The organism is Streptococcus sp. CM6 (assembly GCF_000526095.1).
Taxonomy (GTDB): Bacteria; Bacillota; Bacilli; order Lactobacillales; family Streptococcaceae; genus Streptococcus; species Streptococcus oralis_BW.
In genome coordinates this window covers 17,294-37,510 of the sequence record NZ_JATS01000025.1, presented here as the reverse complement: position 1 = coordinate 37,510, position 20,217 = coordinate 17,294, and the positions used below count along the sequence as shown (strand labels likewise).

The 20,217-nt window shown below is 41.1% G+C and carries 24 protein-coding genes; 1 reads left to right on the top strand and 23 read right to left on the bottom strand.

All coding sequences use genetic code 11. From position 1 onward, the window contains the following. Window positions 1-40: 40 nt before the first annotated feature. From HMPREF1516_RS09035 to pbp2a, 5 genes are all read right to left on the bottom strand, one after another. Window positions 41-514, bottom strand: a complete 474-nt coding sequence (locus tag HMPREF1516_RS09035; RefSeq protein ID WP_001049388.1) for a hypothetical protein — start codon at window positions 512-514, stop codon at window positions 41-43. Between the two features lie 120 nt (window positions 515-634). After that, a complete protein-coding gene (gene nusG / locus HMPREF1516_RS09030; RefSeq protein WP_000376730.1) occupies window positions 635-1,171 on the bottom strand; it encodes a transcription termination/antitermination protein NusG in 537 nt (178 codons plus the stop codon). A 55-nt stretch (window positions 1,172-1,226) separates the two neighbouring features. Then, window positions 1,227-1,403, bottom strand: coding sequence for a preprotein translocase subunit SecE (secE, locus tag HMPREF1516_RS09025; protein WP_000505776.1), 177 nt, complete (start codon window positions 1,401-1,403; stop codon window positions 1,227-1,229). 9 nt (window positions 1,404-1,412) lie between these two features. Beyond that, window positions 1,413-1,565 (bottom strand): 50S ribosomal protein L33, encoded by a 153-nt coding sequence (rpmG, locus tag HMPREF1516_RS09020; RefSeq protein WP_001809375.1) that lies wholly within the window; start codon window positions 1,563-1,565, stop codon window positions 1,413-1,415. Window positions 1,566-1,617: 52 nt separating this feature from the next. Continuing rightward, window positions 1,618-3,813, bottom strand: a complete 2,196-nt coding sequence (gene pbp2a / locus HMPREF1516_RS09015; RefSeq protein WP_000762593.1) for a penicillin-binding protein PBP2A — start codon at window positions 3,811-3,813, stop codon at window positions 1,618-1,620. Window positions 3,814-3,899: 86 nt separating this feature from the next. On the opposite strand from pbp2a, the gene HMPREF1516_RS09010 reads away from it, so the two are divergent. Further along, window positions 3,900-4,775 (top strand): RluA family pseudouridine synthase, encoded by an 876-nt coding sequence (locus HMPREF1516_RS09010; RefSeq protein ID WP_084647669.1) that lies wholly within the window; start codon window positions 3,900-3,902, stop codon window positions 4,773-4,775. 70 nt (window positions 4,776-4,845) lie between these two features. On the opposite strand, the gene gap is transcribed toward HMPREF1516_RS09010, so the two are convergent. The 18 genes from gap to comGC form a co-directional block, all read right to left on the bottom strand. After that, window positions 4,846-5,853, bottom strand: a complete 1,008-nt coding sequence (gene gap, locus HMPREF1516_RS09005) for a type I glyceraldehyde-3-phosphate dehydrogenase (RefSeq protein ID WP_000260675.1) — start codon at window positions 5,851-5,853, stop codon at window positions 4,846-4,848. Window positions 5,854-6,169: 316 nt separating this feature from the next. Further along, window positions 6,170-8,821, bottom strand: a complete 2,652-nt coding sequence (gene adhE, locus HMPREF1516_RS09000; protein WP_033606383.1) for a bifunctional acetaldehyde-CoA/alcohol dehydrogenase — start codon at window positions 8,819-8,821, stop codon at window positions 6,170-6,172. Window positions 8,822-9,116: 295 nt separating this feature from the next. Beyond that, window positions 9,117-9,530 (bottom strand): MORN repeat-containing protein, encoded by a 414-nt coding sequence (locus HMPREF1516_RS08995; protein WP_000413196.1) that lies wholly within the window; start codon window positions 9,528-9,530, stop codon window positions 9,117-9,119. Then, window positions 9,517-9,960, bottom strand: coding sequence for a low molecular weight protein-tyrosine-phosphatase (locus HMPREF1516_RS08990; RefSeq protein ID WP_002876716.1), 444 nt, complete (start codon window positions 9,958-9,960; stop codon window positions 9,517-9,519). Before HMPREF1516_RS08990 ends, HMPREF1516_RS08995 begins: the two co-directional genes overlap by 14 nt. Window positions 9,961-10,007: 47 nt before the next feature. Continuing rightward, a complete protein-coding gene (yajC, locus tag HMPREF1516_RS08985) occupies window positions 10,008-10,328 on the bottom strand; it encodes a preprotein translocase subunit YajC (protein ID WP_001069054.1) in 321 nt (106 codons plus the stop codon). Window positions 10,329-10,445: 117 nt separating this feature from the next. After that, the gene (gene tkt, locus HMPREF1516_RS08980; RefSeq protein ID WP_000067895.1) at window positions 10,446-12,422 is read right to left on the bottom strand and encodes a transketolase; all 1,977 of its coding nucleotides are present in this window, start codon (window positions 12,420-12,422) and stop codon (window positions 10,446-10,448) included. 117 nt (window positions 12,423-12,539) lie between these two features. Further along, window positions 12,540-13,163 (bottom strand): hypothetical protein, encoded by a 624-nt coding sequence (locus tag HMPREF1516_RS08975; RefSeq protein ID WP_033606382.1) that lies wholly within the window; start codon window positions 13,161-13,163, stop codon window positions 12,540-12,542. A gap of 51 nt (window positions 13,164-13,214) precedes the next feature. Further along, window positions 13,215-14,201, bottom strand: a complete 987-nt coding sequence (gene jag / locus HMPREF1516_RS08970; RefSeq protein ID WP_033606381.1) for an RNA-binding cell elongation regulator Jag/EloR — start codon at window positions 14,199-14,201, stop codon at window positions 13,215-13,217. A gap of 14 nt (window positions 14,202-14,215) precedes the next feature. Then, on the bottom strand, window positions 14,216-15,043 hold the full coding sequence (locus HMPREF1516_RS08965) for a membrane protein insertase YidC (protein WP_198014364.1): 828 nt from the start codon (window positions 15,041-15,043) through the stop codon (window positions 14,216-14,218). Continuing rightward, on the bottom strand, window positions 15,018-15,389 hold the full coding sequence (gene rnpA / locus HMPREF1516_RS08960) for a ribonuclease P protein component (protein ID WP_000748118.1): 372 nt from the start codon (window positions 15,387-15,389) through the stop codon (window positions 15,018-15,020). The genes HMPREF1516_RS08965 and rnpA overlap by 26 nt, the downstream gene beginning before the upstream one ends. A gap of 149 nt (window positions 15,390-15,538) precedes the next feature. After that, a complete protein-coding gene (locus tag HMPREF1516_RS08955; RefSeq protein ID WP_000167797.1) occupies window positions 15,539-16,729 on the bottom strand; it encodes an acetate kinase in 1,191 nt (396 codons plus the stop codon). A gap of 51 nt (window positions 16,730-16,780) precedes the next feature. Further along, window positions 16,781-17,734: a class I SAM-dependent methyltransferase gene (locus HMPREF1516_RS08950; protein ID WP_000345147.1), complete on the bottom strand. Its 954-nt coding sequence runs from the start codon at window positions 17,732-17,734 to the stop codon at window positions 16,781-16,783. 58 nt (window positions 17,735-17,792) lie between these two features. Next, window positions 17,793-18,383, bottom strand: a complete 591-nt coding sequence (locus HMPREF1516_RS08945; RefSeq protein WP_033606379.1) for a class I SAM-dependent methyltransferase — start codon at window positions 18,381-18,383, stop codon at window positions 17,793-17,795. 32 nt (window positions 18,384-18,415) lie between these two features. Continuing rightward, window positions 18,416-18,829 carry a competence type IV pilus minor pilin ComGG gene (gene comGG, locus HMPREF1516_RS08940; RefSeq protein WP_033606378.1) on the bottom strand — a complete coding sequence of 138 codons (414 nt, stop codon included), beginning with the start codon at window positions 18,827-18,829 and terminating at the stop codon, window positions 18,416-18,418. Further along, entirely contained in the window at window positions 18,807-19,268 is a 462-nt protein-coding gene (comGF, locus tag HMPREF1516_RS08935) for a competence type IV pilus minor pilin ComGF (protein WP_002876748.1), read from the bottom strand. Before comGF ends, comGG begins: the two co-directional genes overlap by 23 nt. Beyond that, complete coding sequence (comGE, locus tag HMPREF1516_RS08930) at window positions 19,231-19,533, bottom strand: competence type IV pilus minor pilin ComGE (protein WP_000413368.1); 303 nt, start codon at window positions 19,531-19,533, stop codon at window positions 19,231-19,233. Before comGE ends, comGF begins: the two co-directional genes overlap by 38 nt. Further along, entirely contained in the window at window positions 19,496-19,930 is a 435-nt protein-coding gene (comGD, locus tag HMPREF1516_RS08925) for a competence type IV pilus minor pilin ComGD (protein ID WP_001180051.1), read from the bottom strand. The genes comGE and comGD overlap by 38 nt, the downstream gene beginning before the upstream one ends. Next, complete coding sequence (gene comGC / locus HMPREF1516_RS08920) at window positions 19,893-20,216, bottom strand: competence type IV pilus major pilin ComGC (protein WP_033606377.1); 324 nt, start codon at window positions 20,214-20,216, stop codon at window positions 19,893-19,895. Before comGC ends, comGD begins: the two co-directional genes overlap by 38 nt. Window position 20,217: the final 1 nt, after the last annotated feature.

The window sequence follows — 20,217 nt, the reverse complement described above, 5'->3', positions numbered from 1 at the left end:
ATACCTACTTTTTTACCTTTGTCAAGATCTTTTTTCCTCTTTATCGAAATTCTGAAAAGATAAGGGAAAGTTCTCTCAGGAGAGCTTTACGTCCTCTAAAGACTTCTCCTCCCATGAGACGGTCTATTAACTCTTGTTTTTCCAGACTCTGCTTTGATTTGTAGTTTTTTAGAAGTTCGTGAAAGAGATAATAATCGTCCAGTCTGAGTCCTTTTTCTCCTAGACGATGGCTAATCTCACTCACCTCTTCATAGGGTTCTTTGTCAAAACGGCGCTTGTGACTTTCCTGTTTACGGATGTAATCTAGAATACGATTTCTAAATTTTGTTTTAAAACAGACATATAGTCGATGGCGCTCGCCCTCTAATAACTCTGGATGGTGACTGACCAGCTCATAGAGGCACATCATGCCCTCCTGGTCCCAGTCCTCTTTCTCCCACAGATGCAAATGATAATCTTTGCGGCACTTATGGACGATTCCCTTCGTTTCTTCGTATAGTTCTTTCAGATTCATAGACCTCTCCTTTCTGCATTTAGTTTAGCAAAATGCACGAACCCATGGGTCTATTTCCTCTATTCCATACTTCTTCCTCTCTCAACGGCACATAAAAAGAGAGGCAAGGCCTCTCTAGAGTTATAATTCTGCAATTTGGTTTAGGTTTACTTCTGCAATCGTATCATTACCAAACATAGAGATAATCATCTTCACTTTATTGTTATCAATTTCAGTAATTTTACCTGTGCAGTCTGCAAAAGCGCCATCAATGATGCGGACAGTCTGACCAACTTCAACGTCAATATCAAACTCTTGAACAGTTTGTCCCATTGAAACCAGAATATCACGGATTTCTTGTTCCAATAGCGGAGTTGGTTTTGATCTGTTACCGTGGGATCCGACGAATCCTGTTACGTTCGGTGTGTTTCGAACGACGAACCATGCTTCATCGGTCATGACCATTTCTACAAGGACATAACCTGGAAAGCGATTCTCTTCAACTTCCTTTTTCTTTCCATTTTTCTCAACTTGCACGGTTTGTGTTGGGATCTCAACGCGTAGAATATTATCCAACATGTTATACGTTTGTGCACGTTGCAATAGATTTTCTTTTACCTTATTTTCATAGCCAGAATAAGTTTGTAGAACAAACCATCCCTTGTCAAAACTATCCATGATATTTCCTTTCATACATATAGAAGGAAGTTAGCAGAACTTCTCCGCCTTTCTTCTAAAAAATGTTAATAAATCGAATCAAACCTGAAACAATCAACTGGTCAAAAATGTAAATGATGACCACAAAGAAGGCTGTGTATTCCATAATAGAGCGAAAATCTCTCCAGCTTTCCTTGCGAGTTGGCCACGTTGTTTCTTTAAGAAGTTTAAAAATATCCTTAATAAAACCCATCGTTCTCTCCTATCTCGTTTCTCTATGTGTCGTATATTTTCCACAATGTTTACAAAATTTATTTACTTCTAGTCGTGTTGGCTTGGGGTTCCCACTAATTTTGATTGAGTAATTCCTTGAACCACAAACTGCACAAGCTAGGCTTGCTTTTTTTAGTGCCATAACGCCTCCATCTTATCTATTATAACAAGAAACCTAGGCTTTGACAAGCCTCTTAACGAAATAGATTAAGGATTGAGTCCCATATTGTCTGGGCTTTTTCTTTTATTTTAGCTTCTGAAATCGCACGTCCTGCTTCATCTACAAGATTTTGTGCACGACTACGAATATCTCCTATCGGGTCCTCAGACTGGTTTGTCTCATTTTCAACAACTTGCTTTTTCGTATTTTCTGGTTCAATCCCATTTTGTTTATAAGCATTCTCAACTGTAAAAGTGCTACCTGGAGTGTAAGGCAAAATGGTATTAGCCATACTTCTAAAGACGTGGGCTGCTCCATTTGAGGTCGAACCTGCTAGATAATGGTTCTCATCCGTCGTTGGGAAACCGAGCCAGTGGGTAATTACCACATCTGGAGTATAACCAATCACCCACTGGTCACTAGTATATACTGAATTAAAAGCGGCCTCAGTAGTACCTGTCTTTCCAGCCATAACATAATCTGTTGGCGACGAACTAATTCCTGTACCATTGGTAAATGTTCCTAGCATCATACTGGTCATTTTATCGGCTACCGACTTATCAATCACTCGTTTTTGAGAATTTTTATGACTCTTGATGACCTGACCACTGGCATTTTCAATACGAGTGATAAAATGCGCTTCAGGCATCAGACCTTCATTAGCAAAGGTTGCATAGGCTTGTGCCATCTGGAGGGGATTCGTCTCTACACCTCCACCGAGAGCGACTCCAAGAACTCGATCAACATTTTCCATATTCAGGCCAAATCTCTCCCCAGCGTCAAAAGCTTTGTCAATACCTAATGCATTTACAGTCGCAACTGCCGGTAAATTGAGTGATTCAGCCAAAGCCTGATACATAGGTACTTCAGGCGAAGTCTTAATCCCTGCATAGTTGTCCACTTGATAACTATCGTACTGCATCGTATGATTATCCAGTTGCTTGTTTAAGGCCCATCCTGCTTCTACTGCAGGCGTATAAACCACTAAAGGTTTGATAGTTGAGCCTGGGCTACGCTTAGACTGAGTGGCATAGTTGAAATTGCGGAAGCCTGGTTTGTCATCGCCAGCTACGCTACCAACAACACTACGCACCCCACCTGTTTTAGGCTCTAAAGCAACACTACCTGATTCAGCATGTGTTCCGTCTTCTGCCTTTGGAAATAGTGAGGTATTTTCGTAAACAACCTGCATGTTGGCTTGGTAGTTTTGGTCAAGTTCTGTATAGATTCGATAGCCGTTGTTGACAATCTCTTCTTCTGTGAGATTGTACTTGGAAACCGCTTCGTTGACAACTGCATCAAAATAAGACGGGTAACGATAATCCGAAATCTTCCCTTCATACTTATCTTGCAGTTGAGAAGCCATATCTGCTCCAGCTGCTTCGGTCTCTTGATTTTTATCAATATAACCCGCTGCAACCATATTTTGCAAAACAGTATCCCTACGGTTGGTTGAAGTTTCAACAGAATTTAATGGATTATACAATTCCGGCCCCTTGAGCATCCCTGCTAGAGTTGCCGCCTGATCAAGCGTTAGTTGTGAAGCCGATACACCGAAATATTTCTTACTTGCATCTTCAACCCCCCATACCCCATTTCCGAAGTAGGCGTTATTGAGGTACATAGTAAGGATTTGCTCCTTACTGTATTTCTTGGTCAACTCTAAGGCAAGGAAAAACTCCTTGGCCTTCCGTTCAACGGTCTGATCCTGAGAAAGATAGGCATTTTTTGCCAACTGTTGGGTGATGGTGGACCCCCCTCCATAACGACCTGCTGTAAGGATGGCTAGAAAGAAACGACCGTAGTTTATCCCATCATTTTTATAGAAGGAACGATCCTCTGTCGCGACGACAGCATTCTGCAAATCTTTACTGATATCTGTTAGTTCAATATAGGTTCCCTTTTGACCGGACAGGGCTCCTGCCTCTTTTTCTTCGCGGTCAAAAATCAGAGTTCGTGTTTTTAAGGCATTTTGCAAATCATTGACATTGGTAGACTTGGCTATCGCAAATAGGTAGGTTCCCACTAGCAAACCTGCACTTAACCCTAAAATGATGACAATCTTTGTCAGATGATAGCGACGCCAAAATTTCCGAATTGGGCCAACTTGGGACAATTTTTTTCTATCGCTCCGAGAACGACGCATGCTAGTCGAATCAGACTCCGCCGATTCATTCGTTTCTTTTTTAAAGAGAGAAAGAAACTTCTCAAATAATTTATCTAATTTCATGCGTTTATTTTATCATCTTCACCATGGGAACTCAAGAATTTAGCTACTCCCTATCCAAATAGGGCTTTTTTTGTTACAATATCTGTATGCAATTCACATTTACATTACCCGAATCCCTGCCTCAAATGACGGTCAAACAATTTCTAGAGGAACAACTACTCATTCCTAGAAAAATCCGTCATTTTTTGAGAACCAAGAAGAACATCTTAATTAACCACGAAGAAGTTCACTGGAACGAGATAGTCAAAGCAGGGGATATTTGCCAATTGACTTTTGATGAGGAAGATTATCCCAAAAAGGAAATCCTTTGGGGAAATCCAGACCTCGTTCAAGAAATTTATCAAGACCAACATCTTATTGTCGTCAACAAACCTGAGGGTATGAAAACGCATGGAAATCAACCAAACGAAATCGCCCTTCTCAATCATGTCTCTGCCTACGTCGGGCAGACTTGCTATGTCGTTCATCGTCTAGATATGGAAACCAGTGGGCTGATGCTTTTTGCTAAGAACCCTTTTATCCTGCCCATCCTCAATCGCTTGTTGGAGAAAAAAGAAATCGCTCGCGAGTACTGGGCACTCGTAGAAGGACGAATAGAGAGTAAGGAACTTGTCTTTCAAGATAAAATCGGCCGTGATCGACATGATCGCAGAAAACGAGTAGTAGATCCCAAAAATGGGCAATATGCTGAAACGCATATCAGTCGATTAAAGCAATTCCCAAACAAAACAGCTCTTGTTCGTTGCAAGCTAAAGACCGGTCGAACGCATCAGATTCGTGTTCACCTCTCTCATCACAAGCATCCTATCTTGGGTGACCCTCTCTATAATAGTAAATCAAAAACAAGTCGGCTTATGCTTCATGCCTTTCGCCTTTCTTTTACCCATCCACTCACCTTAGAAAAATTGAGTTTCACTGTTCTATCGGATACTTTTGAAAAAAAATTAAAAAAGAATGGATGACATTATCATCTATTCTTATATATACAAAAAAGCAAGGTCAGAAAGCCTTGCTTTTTTATCGACTCAAGAATTATTTAGCGATTTTTGCAAAGTATTCAAGAGTACGAACAAGTTGTGAAGTGTAAGACATTTCGTTGTCATACCATGAAACAACTTTAACCAATTGTTTACCGTCAACGTCAAGAACTTTAGTTTGAGTTGCGTCAAACAATGAACCGAATGACATACCTAGGATATCAGAAGATACGATTGGATCTTCAGTGTATCCATATGATTCGTTAGAAGCTGCTTTCATAGCTGCATTTACTTCATCAACAGTAACGTTCTTGTCAAGAACTGCTACCAATTCAGTTACTGAACCAGCTGGAACAGGAACACGTTGAGCAGCTCCATCCAATTTACCGTTCAATTCAGGAATAACCAAACCGATTGCTTTAGCAGCACCAGTTGAGTTAGGAACGATGTTAACTGCAGCAGCACGAGCACGGCGAAGGTCACCTTTACGGTGTGGTCCGTCAAGAATCATTTGGTCACCAGTGTAAGCGTGGATAGTAGTCATCAAACCTTCAACGATACCGAAGTTGTCATGAAGAGCTTTAGCCATTGGAGCCAAACAGTTTGTAGTACATGAAGCACCTGAGATAACTGTTTCAGTACCATCAAGTGTATCGTGGTTAGTGTTGAATACGATTGTTTTAACATCGCTTCCACCAGGAGCAGTGATAACAACTTTCTTAGCACCACCTTTAAGGTGTTTTTCAGCAGCTGCTTTAGTAGCAAAGAAACCAGTTGCTTCAAGAACGATTTCTACACCGTCGTTAGCCCAGTCGATTTGTTCTGGATCACGTTCAGCAGAAACTTTAACGAATTTACCGTTAACTTCAAATCCGCCTTCTTTAACTTCTACAGTACCGTCGAAACGACCTTGAGTTGTATCGTATTTCAACAAGTGTGCAAGCATCACTGGATCTGTAAGGTCGTTGATGCGAGTAACTTCAACACCTTCTACGTTTTGGATACGGCGGAAAGCAAGACGACCAATACGTCCGAAACCGTTAATACCAACTTTAACTACCATTAGTGATTTCCTCCTTATGAAAATCCTGAAAATTTTATTGTGAAAAGAGTAACTTGAATCACTACAAATCACCTTTCAACAAACCTATTATATAACTATTTGAGTTTAATTGCAAGTACGGGCGTTGATTTTCTCTCTTGCTTTTCTACTTTTCCACTCTTTTTCATTCACTTATTCTTTAATTTTTAAATATATCCCTACAATCTTTTATAATGTTCGTATATTATCTCCAGTTCCACACTCAACCTTAATTCCAGGTCTATCTGAGTTCACAAAAAAGAGACAGGATAACTCCTGTCTCTAGGCTGATAAACAATTATTTACGACGTCCTGGACGTTCTTTATAACCATAGTAAGCATCTGCCATGATTTCTTCCATGTCAGCTACCATTGGTAAGCGTGGGTTTGCAGGTGAACATTGATCTTCGTAAGCAAGTAAGGCAATCTCATGCAAGCTGTCTTTCCAAGTTTTTTCATCGATACCAAAGCCTTTGAAGTTCATTGTGATTCCAACTGCTTCACCAAGATCGTAAACTGCTTTGGCATAAGCTTCAACCGCTTCTTCTGGTGTTGAGCAAGGAAGACCTAGCATACGAGCGATATCTTGGAATTTTTCATCAGCTTTCCAGTAATTGTACTTAGGCCATGTTGTAGTTTTAGATGGACGAGTTCCATTATAACGGATAACATAAGGAAGTAAAATAGCATTTGTACGTCCGTGAATGGTGTGGTGAACAGCACCAATCTTATGCGCCATTGAGTGACTCATTCCAAGGAAGGCATTGGCGAAGGCCATACCAGCCATTGTAGAGGCATTATGCATCTTTTCACGGGCTTCTGGGTCAGCTGTTTTTACAGATTTTTCCAAATATTTGAAGACTAACTTGATGGTTTGAAGAGCAATACCATCTGTATAGTCATTGGCAAAGTTAGAAGTATAAGCTTCAGTTGCGTGTGTCAAGACATCCATACCTGTGTCAGCAGCAATAAATGCTGGAACAGATTCTACCAAAGCAGGGTCAACAATTGCAATGGTTGGTGTCAAAGCGTAGTCAGTGATTGGGTATTTCCGATTGTTTGCCTTGTCAGAGATAACTGCAAACGGTGTTACTTCTGAACCTGTACCAGATGTTGTTGGAATACCGATATATTGTGCTTTCTTACCAAGTGATGGGAATTTGAAGGCACGTTTGCGGATATCCATGAATTTTTGAACGAGGTCACCGAAGTCAACGTCTGGCTGTTCATAGAACATCCACATACCTTTAGCTGCATCCATTGGTGAACCACCACCAAGGGCAATGATAGTGTCTGGTTCAAACGAACGCATTACTTCAACACCACGACGAACTGTTGTGATATCTGGATCTGGTTCAACATCTGAGAAGACTTGAATCGTGACTTTGTTTTTACGAAGATTCAATTGGTCAATCACACGTTGTACAAAACCGAGTTTTTCAATTGATTTATCGGTAACAATCATGACACGTTCGATACCTTCGCAAGTTTGAAGGTATTGGATTGAGTTACGTTCGAAGTAGATTTTTGAAGGAACTTTAAACCATTGCATATTATTTCTACGTTTTCCTACTTTCTTGATGTTAAGAAGGTTGATAGCGGATACGTTATCACCAACTGAGTTGTGTCCATATGAACCACATCCAAGTGTTAATGATGGAATGAAGGCGTTGTATACATCACCGATACCACCAAAGGTAGATGGAGAGTTCCAGATAATACGCATTGCCTTTATTTCCGTACCGAAACGTTTTGCAAGAGCTTCGTCTTTTGTATGGATAGCAGCTGAGTGTCCTAGACCATTAAATTCAACCATTTGACGAGCTTTTTTAAGTCCATCTTCAGTATCTTCAGCTTTCAAAACTGCAATAACAGGTGATAATTTTTCACGAGTCAATGGTTCTTTAATTCCAACTTCTGCACATTCAGCAGCCAAGATATTTGTACCTTCTGGTACTTTGAATCCTGCTTGCTCAGCAATCCATGCTGCTGGTTTACCAACGATGTTGGCATTTAGCTTAGCACCAGCACAGTTCTTGCTGTTAGCTTTTGCACCAAAACAGAATTCTTCCAAAAGCGCTTTTTCTTTCTTGTTGACAAAGTAAGTATGGTATGATTTGAATTCTTCTACAAATTTGTCATACACTTCTTTATCAATGATAACCGCTTGTTCTGATGCACAGACCATCCCATTATCAAATGATTTAGACATCACGATGTCATGAGCAGCTTGACGAAGGTCAGCAGATTTTTCTACGTAGGCAGGAACGTTTCCGGCACCTACCCCAAGAGCTGGTTTCCCACATGAGTATGCAGCTTTAACCATAGCATTCCCACCAGTTGCGAGGATAGTCGCAACACCTTCGTGGTTCATAAGTGCCCCAGTTGCTTCCATAGATGGCTCTGTAATCCATTGAACACAGTTTTCAGGTGCACCGGCTGCGATGGCTGCATCACGAACGATTTGTGCAGCATGAGCAGAAGATTCTTGAGCTGATGGGTGGAAGGCGAAAACGATTGGGTTACGTGTCTTCAAAGCAATCAATGATTTGAAAATTGCTGTTGAAGTTGGGTTTGTTGTTGGAGTGATACCACAAATAACTCCGACTGGCTCCGCAATCTTCGTCAAACCTGTAATTGGATCATCTTCGATAACTCCAGCTGTTTTAACTCCACGCATATTGTTCACTACGTGTTCACAGGCAAATAGATTTTTTGTCGCCTTATCTTCAAATACGCCACGACCAGTTTCTTCAACTGCGTGTTGTGCAAGAATACCGTGCGCGTCAAGTGCTGCAACAGACGCTTTTGCTACGATGTAGTCAACTTGCTCTTGGTTCAACTTGCGCATTTCATCAAGCGCAACCAAGGCTTTTTTCACAAGACCGTCGACATGCTTTTCAGCAGCAAGTTGTTTTTCCTCTGGTGTTACTGTTTTTTTATCAGCCATATTATCCTCCATAGCCTTTAAGGATGTCATCCTTTGTTAATTTTTTCACAAGTTTATTATAACTCTTTTTTTATGCTTTGTAAACAGTTTCATAAGTATTTCACAAAGAATTTTTCTGAGATTGTGATTTTTTTCTCAATGTAGCTATGCAATAGAGTTTTGTCTGGACGATTGTGAAATTATGGAAAAAATTTTTTTATTTCACAAAGTTTTTCTAGTTGATAGTTTTTTCTCGAATTTAAGTAAAGAAAGCGTTTTCTTTTCAGGCTTTGAAAATAGCCTCCTAACTTGGAGACTACTGTTTTTGCTGAAAAACGCCTTGTTTAAAGGTCCCTTCATAAACAACTTCTTGCTCTGTCGTCAACTTCCCTTGGCCTTCAGCCTGACCATTTACAAAATCACCTTCGTATTTCCAACCATCTTTTGATTGGAAAGTTCCTTTTCCATTAAAGGCTCCATTATTGAAATCACCTGTATATTGGTCTCCATTTTCAAAGGTCAGAGTTCCTTGGCCATTCATTTTTCCTCGTACCAGGGTACCATCATAAACAAGAGCACCGCCATCAAGTGTCAGGGCACCCTTTTTAGGTGTATTTAGTAGAAATACTGAAAGGGCACAGAGTGCAATTACGACTACTGCAATGAACTCTAGCCTAGGGCGAGTTAGGTAAACTCTATACTTTTCATAGATTTGTTTAAGCTTTTCCATTGTCACTCTCATTTTCTAATCGATCTAGCCAGCTTCGACATCCACTTGTGATGCGATCATAGGTTTCCTCAAAATCTCCTGTATACCAAGGATCTGGAACACTTTCAGATGCAAAAGGGTAGATCTTATGTTGCAATTCCTGAGGACACATTTGACGCAGATTTGAAACGTTTGAAGCATCCATACCGATAATGTAATCAAACGATTCAAAATCTTCTCTACGAATCTGGAGTGATGTTTTGTCTTTGTCATAAGGAATCTGATACTGCCGGAAAATCCCCTGCGTTCCCTTATGAATCGGATTACCATGTTCCCAAGATGAAGTCGCACGACTCTCAACCTGGTAATCGCTCGTCATGGATTTCATTACAAACTCTGCCATGGGGCTACGGCAGATGTTTCCTAAGCACACAAATACTATTTTTCTCATCCCTTTTCCTCTTACTTCATAGAAAAACGGGAGTGACAGGTCCCGTTTTATTCTTCGATTGCTCCGTCTTCGTCAACAACTGTTCCTTCTGGTGTCACAGCTTCTTTGAGTGGCAAAACGGTCTTGATAGCAGCCAATTCAAAAGTCAAATAAACGCCATCTACATCAAGTACGATTGTTCTCTTCTCAGTGTCTACTTCATCCACTGTTCCGTAAAGGCCGCCAATTGTAATAACTTCATAGCCTTTTTGAAGTTTATTTAAGCTTTCCATACGCTTTTGAGCTTGTTTCTTTTGAGAACGTTGCATAAAGAACATCAAGGCCATCATACCTACAAGCATGATTAAAAAAGTAATATTTGGATTCATTGTTTTCTCCTTTGTCTTTTACATAGGACTACTATATCAAATTTCAGCTACTTTTACAAGGTTGTACCTTGTTTTTATGGTTATAAAAAATCAGAGTTTTCACTCTGATTTCTGCAATTATTTCAAGTTTTGAACAACTTTGACTAGATTTTCTACCGTAAATCCGTACTCTGCTAATACTTTTGGTGCTGGGGCAGATGCTCCGAAAGTATCAATACCGAGAACTGCACCATCTAGACCAACATATTTGTACCAGTTTTGAGTTGCACCCATTTCGACTGCAACACGACGGCGAACTGCATTTGGAAGGATTTCTTCCTTGTATGCTGCATCTTGTTTATCAAAGACATCTGTAGATGGCATGCTGACTACACGGACTTTTGCGCCTTGGCTAGCCAATTCTTTGGCAGCTGCAACAGCTAGATTGACCTCTGAACCTGTCGCAATCAAGATTGTATCAAAGTCTGCCGCATTTTCATAGACAACATAGGCACCTTTTGCAACCTTGTCAAAGTCTGTTCCCTCTTCAACAGTCAAGTTTTGGCGTGTCAAGACAAGGGCGGTTGGTGTTTTCTCGCTTGTCACTGCAAGGTACCAAGCCGCTTGAGTTTCACGCGCATCTGCTGGACGGAAAACATTCAGATTTGGCATGGCACGAAGACCTGCTAAGTGTTCAACTGGTTCGTGAGTTGGACCATCTTCACCAACTGCGATTGAATCGTGGGTAAAGACATAAGTCACAGGAAGTCCTTGCAAGGCTGACAAGCGGACAGCCGCCTTCACATAGTCAGAGAAGACGAAGAAAGTTCCACCGTATACACGAAGTCCACCATGAAGAGCCATCCCGTTCAAGATCGTTCCCATTGCAAATTCACGAACACCAAACTGAATGTTGCGGTTCAAGCGATTAGCGTCGTCTTGAAGTCCATCAGTCTTGATATAAGTCATGTTTGAGTGAGCAAGGTCAGCTGAACCACCTAGGAAGGTTGGCAATTTAGCAGCTACAACGTTCAAAGCATCTTGACTTGAATTACGAGTTGCTTGAGAGAAGCCATTTTCTAAGGCTGGGAAGTCTGCTGGAGTAACTTTAACTGGGTCACGTCCGTCGATAATAGCTTCTACTTCTGTAGCCAGTTCTGGATGAGCTTCTTTATAATCAGCAACTAATTTTGTCCAAGCTTGATAAGCTGATGCGCCACGGTCTGCAACATTTTCTTTGAAATCAGCATATACTTCAGCTGGGATTTCAAATGGTTCATAGTCCCAACCGAGAGCTTGGCGAGTTGCTGCAGTTTCATCTGCTCCAAGAGGAGCACCGTGTACAGCATTGGTTCCTTGTTTGTTTGGAGAGCCATATCCAATTACAGTCTTCACTTCAATCAAAGATGGTTTGCCTGAAGCTTTAGCTGTTTCGATAGCAGCATGGATTGCTTCCAAGTCTGTTCCATCTTCAACCAAGGCTGTATGCCAACCGTAGGCATTGTAACGGTCACGAACACTTTCTGTAAAGGAATCCTTTGTCTCACCATCCAAGTTGATGTCATTTGAATCATAAAGAACCACCAACTTGTCAAGTTTTTGCAAGCCTGCGTATGAAGCCGCCTCACTTGAGACACCTTCCATCAAGTCTCCGTCTCCACAGATCACATAAGTATAGTGGTCAAAAATATTGAAGCCTTCACGGTTATACTTCGCCGCGAGGAAACGTTCTGCTTGGGCAAAACCAGTGGCAGTAGAAATCCCTTGCCCTAGAGGACCAGTTGTCGCGTCAACCCCTGCAGTATGTCCAAATTCTGGGTGACCAGGTGTTTTGGAACCCCATTGGCGGAAGCTCTTGATTTCATCCATGCTGACATCTTCAAAACCAGAAAGGTGAAGAAGGGCATAGAGAAGCATAGATCCGTGTCCTGCTGAAAGAATAAAGCGGTCGCGGTTAATCCAGTTTGGTTGGGCTGGATTGATACGAAGTTGTTTTGTAAAGAGGCTATAGGCCATTGGAGCAGCCCCCATAACCACCCCTGGGTGACCTGAGTTTGCTTTGTTGATGGCGTCAATACCTAGAAAACGAATTGCATTAACAGATAGATTTGACATAGAATTTCCTTTCTCTTTGAGGTGATTAATGAATTACACATCCTATTTTACTATTATATGAAAAAATGCATAGAATAGCAATAAAACAATTTGCGTTCATCTAACACATTTGATTTTCTATTCCCTCGTCACTTCATAGTACGGAAGCAAGCGAGTATAAGCGCCCTCTAGCTCCTCCAATATCGCTTCTACTGACTGATTTTCAATAAAAGAAACATCCGACTTTACCAAAACTTTACGGATTTCCTGATTGCGTACCTTCTCGCGTAAAGTGCGACGGTTCTCCTCAGTAGCCTCCACCTTATGACTTTCCCCATTTGAGTAGACTAGATAATAAATTCCTTCTACCACTGGAAGTTCTAAAACCTTGGCTTGCTTGTCTAAAGTCTGTTCATCTTTCTTGCGCTCAATGAAGCTGACTTCTAAGGAAATCCCAAAATCTGAGGGTTTCCCATACAAACGCAGCGCCAACATGGGTTCTGTTACCTGCCCCTCTCTCTGTAGATAGGCCCAGAAATGCGGTCGCAAGCGCTGCGCTTGATTCATCCACTGACTAGTCTGTTGAAGTTGCCATTCTGGATGACTTGCTTGGAAGTCCTTGGCCAGATTTGTAAAAGCCTTACGAGCCTCCTGGCCTTTGTGGCGCAATTCCAGCATCTTCTCTCGCTCATCTCCAGACTTATCTGGATTACGATACTGGATCCCCGCGTAAGATAGATAGTTTCTGATGGTTTCCATCATCGGTCTTTTCTCCTTTTTTCTAGCAAAAAATCAGGTCAAGCCTGATTTTGTTTATTCTGTATCTACGACAACATAGCGATTTGGCTCATCACCCTCAGAATAACTGGTCACTCCATCCATGCGTGAAATAATGCGATGGATAATCTTGCGTTCGCTATTCGACATTGGATCTGTTTGCTGGCTACGACCTTCCTCCAAAACGCGATTCGCTAATTTTTGAGCGTAGGTTTGCAAGACTTCTGCACGGTGTTCAACATAATCATTGACGTTAATCGTAATGTAGAAAGTTCTTGAATAGCGATTATAAAGGTAATTTTGCGCCAATAGTTGAAGAGCTTTCAAGACTTTTCCGTGATAGCCGATAATACGGCCTGGTTCATTCGTGTCAATTTGAAGATTGATGGTGCGGCGATTGTAGTCACTTGAAATCGTCCCTTCAACATCCATATCATCTACAATGGTTTGAACGTAGTTAGCTACTTCAGTTGCCACTTGTTCGATGTCATAACTTGGTTCTACTTTCAAGCCTAAATCTTTCAAAGATTGGCTTGTTGCTTCCTGCGTTTCAGTTTCTTTTTCTGGAGCAGATTCCACTTCCTCGGCAGTATCCTCTGGTTCCAAATCATTTAAAATTGAAATATGACCTGTTTCTTCCAAAATCGTGCTGGCATGTTTTTCATTTTTCAGGATTTCAGCCTTGACCTCTTCAGAAACACCTTGACCTTCTTCTTCAATCTTTTTGATGGCTTCCACTACATGCCCCAAATCAACAGTTGCTTCACTTACTGTTTTCACGGGTTCATTTTTTTCATTGACTTCTTTTGGAACCCCTTTAATGGCCTGCTGATTGGCTTTGATCACTGTCGTTTCACTAATAGCTTCGATATCAACTTGAGCTGGCTTCTTACCAAACAAGCCTAAGAATCCTTTTTTCTCTTTTGAAACGACCTTGATGTGGGCCTTCATTCTTGGAATGTCTAATTCTTTCAATCCTTTTTGGATTGCCTCTTCAACCGTTGAACCTGTAAATAACACCATTACCAGATTCCTCCTTATTTTTTCTTCTTCTGTGCTTTTTTCAAAGCTCTTCTCTTCTTGCCTTCTAAATCTTTTTCTGCTTGCGCCACTGCTTCTCTTTCAGCAATAATCTTGAAAGGATTGTTCAAGAAATAGGTTTGCAGAACTTGGTAAGCATTGGATACAGCCCAGTACAAGGCTACACCACTTGGGGCGGAGATGGCAAAAACAAAGATCAATACAGGCATACCATACATCATCCCTGTCGTAGCTCCACTTTTTTCAGATAAAGCTTTATTCGATAACCAGCTACTCAAGAAGGTAAAGACTGCCGCCAAAATCGGAAGGACAAAACTTGTATCTACTCCTCCCAAATTAATCCATAAAAAGTGACCTGTTTTCAAAAAGTCTACTCGACTCAAGGCTTGAAAGAGCGCCAAGAGAACCGGCATTTGTATTAAAATCGGCCAGAGAGAGGAGGAATGTTTGATTCCTAACTCTTTATAAACCTTACGCATCTCCTGGTCTAGCTTGGTTCTACTTTCCATATCACGACCCGGGTATTGCTCTCGCAAAGCCTTGATGCGTGGCTGAGCCTCTTGCATTTTTCTAGAGGCAACCATCTGTGTCTGAAAGACTGGTAATAGAATCGTCCGGATCAAGATCGTAAAGAGGATAATCCCAACTCCGATACTAATGTCAAAGGACAAAAAGCGGATAATTTCAGCAAAAAAATAGACGAATTTACTCCAAAAGTCTGTCGAATCTGCTGTTATATCGCTAGATGTACCATTTGTTGCACAGGCTGTCATGATAACCAAGGACAAGCTCAACAAACTAGTCAACTGTAGTTTCTTTTTCACTCCCATTTCCTTCCTGGTAAATCTTTGATAACTTTAATACGTGGAGTAGATTTTTCTCCATCTCTGCATAATCCAAGGTCTCCACCCCTTTTCGGGCAATCACGACAAAATCGACATGCTCTACTAAACTCCCTTTTACACTTTGTAGAATGTGTCGGATTCGTCTCTTGATTTGATTTCTGGTAACTGCATTCCCCAGCTTTTTGCTGACGGACAGTCCTACTCGAAAATGGTTTTGCTGGTTTTCCAATTGGTAGACAACAAATTTTCGATTGGCAAAACTTGTTCCGTCCTTGAAAATCGCCTTAAAATCTTTCTCTCTTTTTACACGAAAGCTTTTCTTCAAAACTCAACTCCATCTATTAAATTACTACTATTATACCATATTTTTTGAAAAAGCCAATAACAGCAAGGTTTTAGACATTTTCTGCATAAAAAAAGCTGGAAAATCTCTTCCCCAACTTCTTTCTACAATCAAATTTTATGTGCATTTACTTATTTTTTCAAGCGTTCAACATCGCGTGCAATCACCAATTCTTCATCTGTTGGAATAACCAAGACACGAATTTTCGCTGCGTCCGTTGAGATATCTCCCGTTACACCAAAGACGTTCTTTTCTGGATCCACATCACAACCAAACCAAGAGATACCTGAGATGACATCTTCACGTACGTTTGCAGCATTTTCACCGATACCTGCTGTGAAGATAATCGCATCTGCTCCATTTAGGACTGCAAGATATTGGCCGATATGTTTTTGGATACGATCGACATACATTTCATAAGCCAAAGTTGCATCATGGTCTCCTGCTTCCATGGCAGCAATCACATCACGCATATCGCTTGACTGACCAGAAACTCCCATGAGCCCTGATTCACGATTGAGAACGCGACTAATATCTTCTGGGGTATTGAAATCCTCTGTATATTGCATGAGATAAGGGATGATAGCAGGGTCAATATCCCCTGTACGAGTTCCCATCATCACACCGCCAAGTGGTGTGAAGCCCATAGAAGTATCCACAGACTTCCCACCCTTAACAGCTGTGATAGAAGCCCCGTTACCAATATGGCAGGTAATCAATTTCAAATCTTCTAGAGGACGACCCAAAAGTTTCGCTGCTTCTCCTGCGACAAACTGGTGGCTTGTACCATGAGCACCGTATTTACGAACCTTGTTTTCCGTGTAGTATTTAGTTGGTAGAGGATAGCGATAAGCCTTCTCTGGCATGGTTGTGTGGAATGAGGTATCAAATACGACAACACTGGTAATATCTGGAAGCAATTCCTTAAATGCGCGGATTCCAGCTGCGTTAGCTGGATTGTGAAGAGGAGCCAAGAGTCCCAACTCCTCAACTTTTTCTATCACATCTCCCTCAACAACTGTTGATTCCTTGAAATATTCACCACCTGCAACGACGCGGTGTCCGACACCTGTAATCTCATCGTACCCTTTGATGATGTCAAAACGAATCAAATCATCCAATAAAATTTTAACGGCTTGTGTGTGATCTTCAATATCAAGAATTTGTTGCTCCGAACGACCGTTAAATTTTACTGTTGAAATTGAGTCTTTCAATCCAATACGTTCAATCAAGCCTTTAGCCAAAACTTTTTCCTCAGGCATTTGATAAAGTTGCCATTTCAAGCTTGAGCTTCCTGCATTGATTGCAATTGTTTTTGTCATAAGATGATACCTCTTTTTTAAGCGTTTTCATCTATTATAACAAAATCTCTTTTATATTTCAGTACCTTTGCTCCAATTTTGAAAATTTTCTTTAAAGGTCAACAAAACTGACGGATCTTGCAAGCTAGTAAGTGGGTAGACAAAGGGTTCTATTTCCTTGTCTCTTTTCTTCTGTAAGACAAAAATACTTTTAGCTTGGCTTGCAGTTGAGAAAATATCCTCTGGCAGAGCGATGATAGCAGCCAGACTCACTTCATCTTTGAGCCACCCTTTTAATAAGTCACTTTGAGGACTGGTCAATAAATCACTCGGAGCTAGAAAAATAGCATAGCCATCTGACTTAAGGTACTTGAGGCCTTGTTCCATCAGCAAATGGTGGGCATAGGTATGCTCTTGACTAGAAGCCACTTGATAGCGTGAAGCGATGGCATCGTCTGGGTAATAGCCAACAGGCAAGTCGCTGATGACCACATCGCTTTCTTTAAGCATTTGCGGACGAACGGCATCTCCTTGAACAAAACCAGCCTGTAAACCAATCACATCTGACATACTTGCTGCCAAATCAATCAGCAAGTCATCCACTTCGATTCCCAAGTAATCTACTTTTTTAGAGAGAGAAGTCAAGAAAGTAGCCCCCAAAATGCCCATACCAGAACCTATTTCGAGGATGCTAATTTCCTCTTGTTCAAACAACTCTTCTACAACAAGTACCAAGAGGAGAGAAATGGCATCTGGTGTAAACTGGTGATTGGCCTGTAAAGGTTCCGTTTGTCCTGCCTTCATCAAGAGAAACTGGTAGGTCTTGAGCCACTCTTCCTTGCGAAGCGCTAAGCGTTTAAGGGCTTGATTGTTCTCCTTGATCTGCTCTAGCTCGGTCTCGCCATCTAGATAGATACTATTTTGCTCTACCAAGGCATCATAAAAGTTGGTCACCAAATCACTTTGGATGACTTGGACATTCTCTAGTAAATACGTATAAGCTTGTTCAATTTTTTCAAAATCCATATTCCTATCTTATCAAATTTCCCTCCTTTTTTCCATCTAAAGAGAAAAAATCACTGCTTTAGTCAGCGAGTGATTTTTGGGCTACAGTTAAAAAGAGCTCTGCGTAATTTCCTAGGAAAAGACCTTCAGCACTATAGAGAATCTGACTGTCAATGATTGAAAAACCAAATTGGGCGAGCTTGATTTCCAGTTCAGCTAAATCAAAACCATGATGGTTGGTATCTGTCTTGACAAAATCAGCGATGAGGACTTGTCCATTCTCCCTAAGGTGATGGTGAAACATGGCAAGAGTCGCATCTAGATCAGGCATATGATGAAGAACTCGACTGACAACAATCAGGTCAAATTGTTGCTCCAAAGGATTCACCAGTAAATCCTGTTCCAAAAACTGGATATTCTTGATGTCTTGTTGCTCTGCTTTCAAACGGGATTGCTCCAGCATTTTCTCCGAGATGTCTACAAGGGTAACCGATTTGGCTTGCTTAGCTAGAGGCAAGGCTAACAGACCCGTCCCACCACCAAAGTCCAGTATTTCCTTATCAGATAGAAAATCAATCTGTTTTTCAATTGCTTGACAAACCAAGTTTGCAAGAAAGATATTTTTGGGCGAATCAAAGGTTTCTGCTTTGTGATTAAAATCGTATTTCATGCTTTTAGTGTAACACAAAGTAGTTGAATTGCCTAGGAATCGGCTTTCTTTTCAAGCTTTTCTTCTGATTTTTTCTTCCCTGCTTGATTGCTTGAATCAGTCGCTACCTCTTCCTTTTTAACTGTTTTCTTTTCTTGGGTTTTCATCGGAGGAAAGAGAAATTCATAGTTGCTCTTATTCATTCGAACACTTGTTGCAAAAACTGTTTTCGTATTTTGATACGTGACTTTTCCTAAGTTAAAGACTCGTTCCCCACTTTCTTGTTCAGCCTTCTCTTTGCTTCGCTTGGCCATGGCAAAAGCTGCCAACTTTTCTTTGTTTAGGGCAAAGTCTTTGTGATGGGCTACTTGCCGATTTAAATAAAACTGCAACAAAAGGCTAAAAATGGCTGCCATGGTGACTGCATATAAAAGAACGCCTGCCTTAACTTTTTGCTTTTTCCACACGATAGATGAACTCCCTTTCTAAGCCCTTTTGAAATTGGAAACGAAAGTGAACCAATTGATTTTCCTCTGTAATTTGAGCTGATTTAAGTCCATAAACCATAGGTTGGTAGCCCCGTCCGCTGGTATCCGTTTTTCGAAAATCATCCGATTTAGACTTACCTATAGAGATATCCTTACCATCCTGTTTCATGTAGAGGCGATTGCCTTCTACCTTTTCAAACTGCGAACGCTCTAACTCTGCCTCCAGTTGACCCACAAACAAGAGCCACTCCTTTTGCTCGCTTTGCTGCTGGTAACGAACTTCTGAAATGAGGAGCTGACTCATAGCTTGAAAGAGGAGCAAGCCTCCGCTAATGACGATAAGGGCAATCAGAGATTCTAAAAGAGTGAACGCTCTTACCTTACTGCTCTTTAAGGTCGAGCAACTTCTCTGAACCATGGTAGACCTCCACTTCTTTTTCACTAGCAAGCACCTGAATCTCCACTCCATTTATGTTTACCTGATTTTGACCTGTCTGCAGAGCCATCTTAGCCACACGTAAGACTTCTTCCTTTTGCAAGATTTCTGCCTCTTCTTGTCTATTTTTTTGAATTTGTCCCAAAAGAAGGGTCGCAATGCTGGCAAACACAGCCAAAGCTACTACTGCTTCTAGTAAGATTACTGCCTTAATTTTTAGTTTCCTTAATGCGTTTAATTTTTCCATTTCCTAGATATAATTGATAGCGAATCGCTCCTTTGCTAGTCTGAAATTCAACCTTAGCCAGGGACGAATTGCCCCCAGCTCGATCAAATATAATGCTTTGTCCTGATGGTGCCTGAATTCCTTTTGGAACGGTCAAGTTTTGATTGCCATTGCTGATCGTCTGTCCATCTAAGTTCAGACTGGTTTTTTGCTGACTAGCAACACTGCGTTTTTGCGTTTCCCTATAGAGTTCTTCAAACTCCATAAAGAAAATCTGCTCCTCTACCGCTGCAAAACTGGACTGGACAGAGCCAGACAAGCCCAAAGCAAGGATACTCACAAGTCCCAAAACTAAGAGACTTTCCAGCATAGTAAAGGCCTTAATCTGCAACGGTTTGGCTTGTTTTTTGTTTTGCATGGTAGTCTTTATAAGCTTTGGCTTGCTCAGCAGTGATACGACCGTCCGCTTGTAATTTGCTGAGGCTGGCATCATCATTTTTATCCAAACGATAAAGTTCTGCCTGGCTTTCCACGACCTTGACAACAGCAGCTTTTCCTTTGTCATCTACGGCATCCTTTTGCTTGGTCAAATTGGGCACAAAGAGCAAGAGAAGAACGCTGATGATTAAAAGGACGACTAGCATTTCTACCAAAGTGAAAGCTTTAACCTTGGCTTTTTTTAAATTTGTCATGAATTTTTTCATT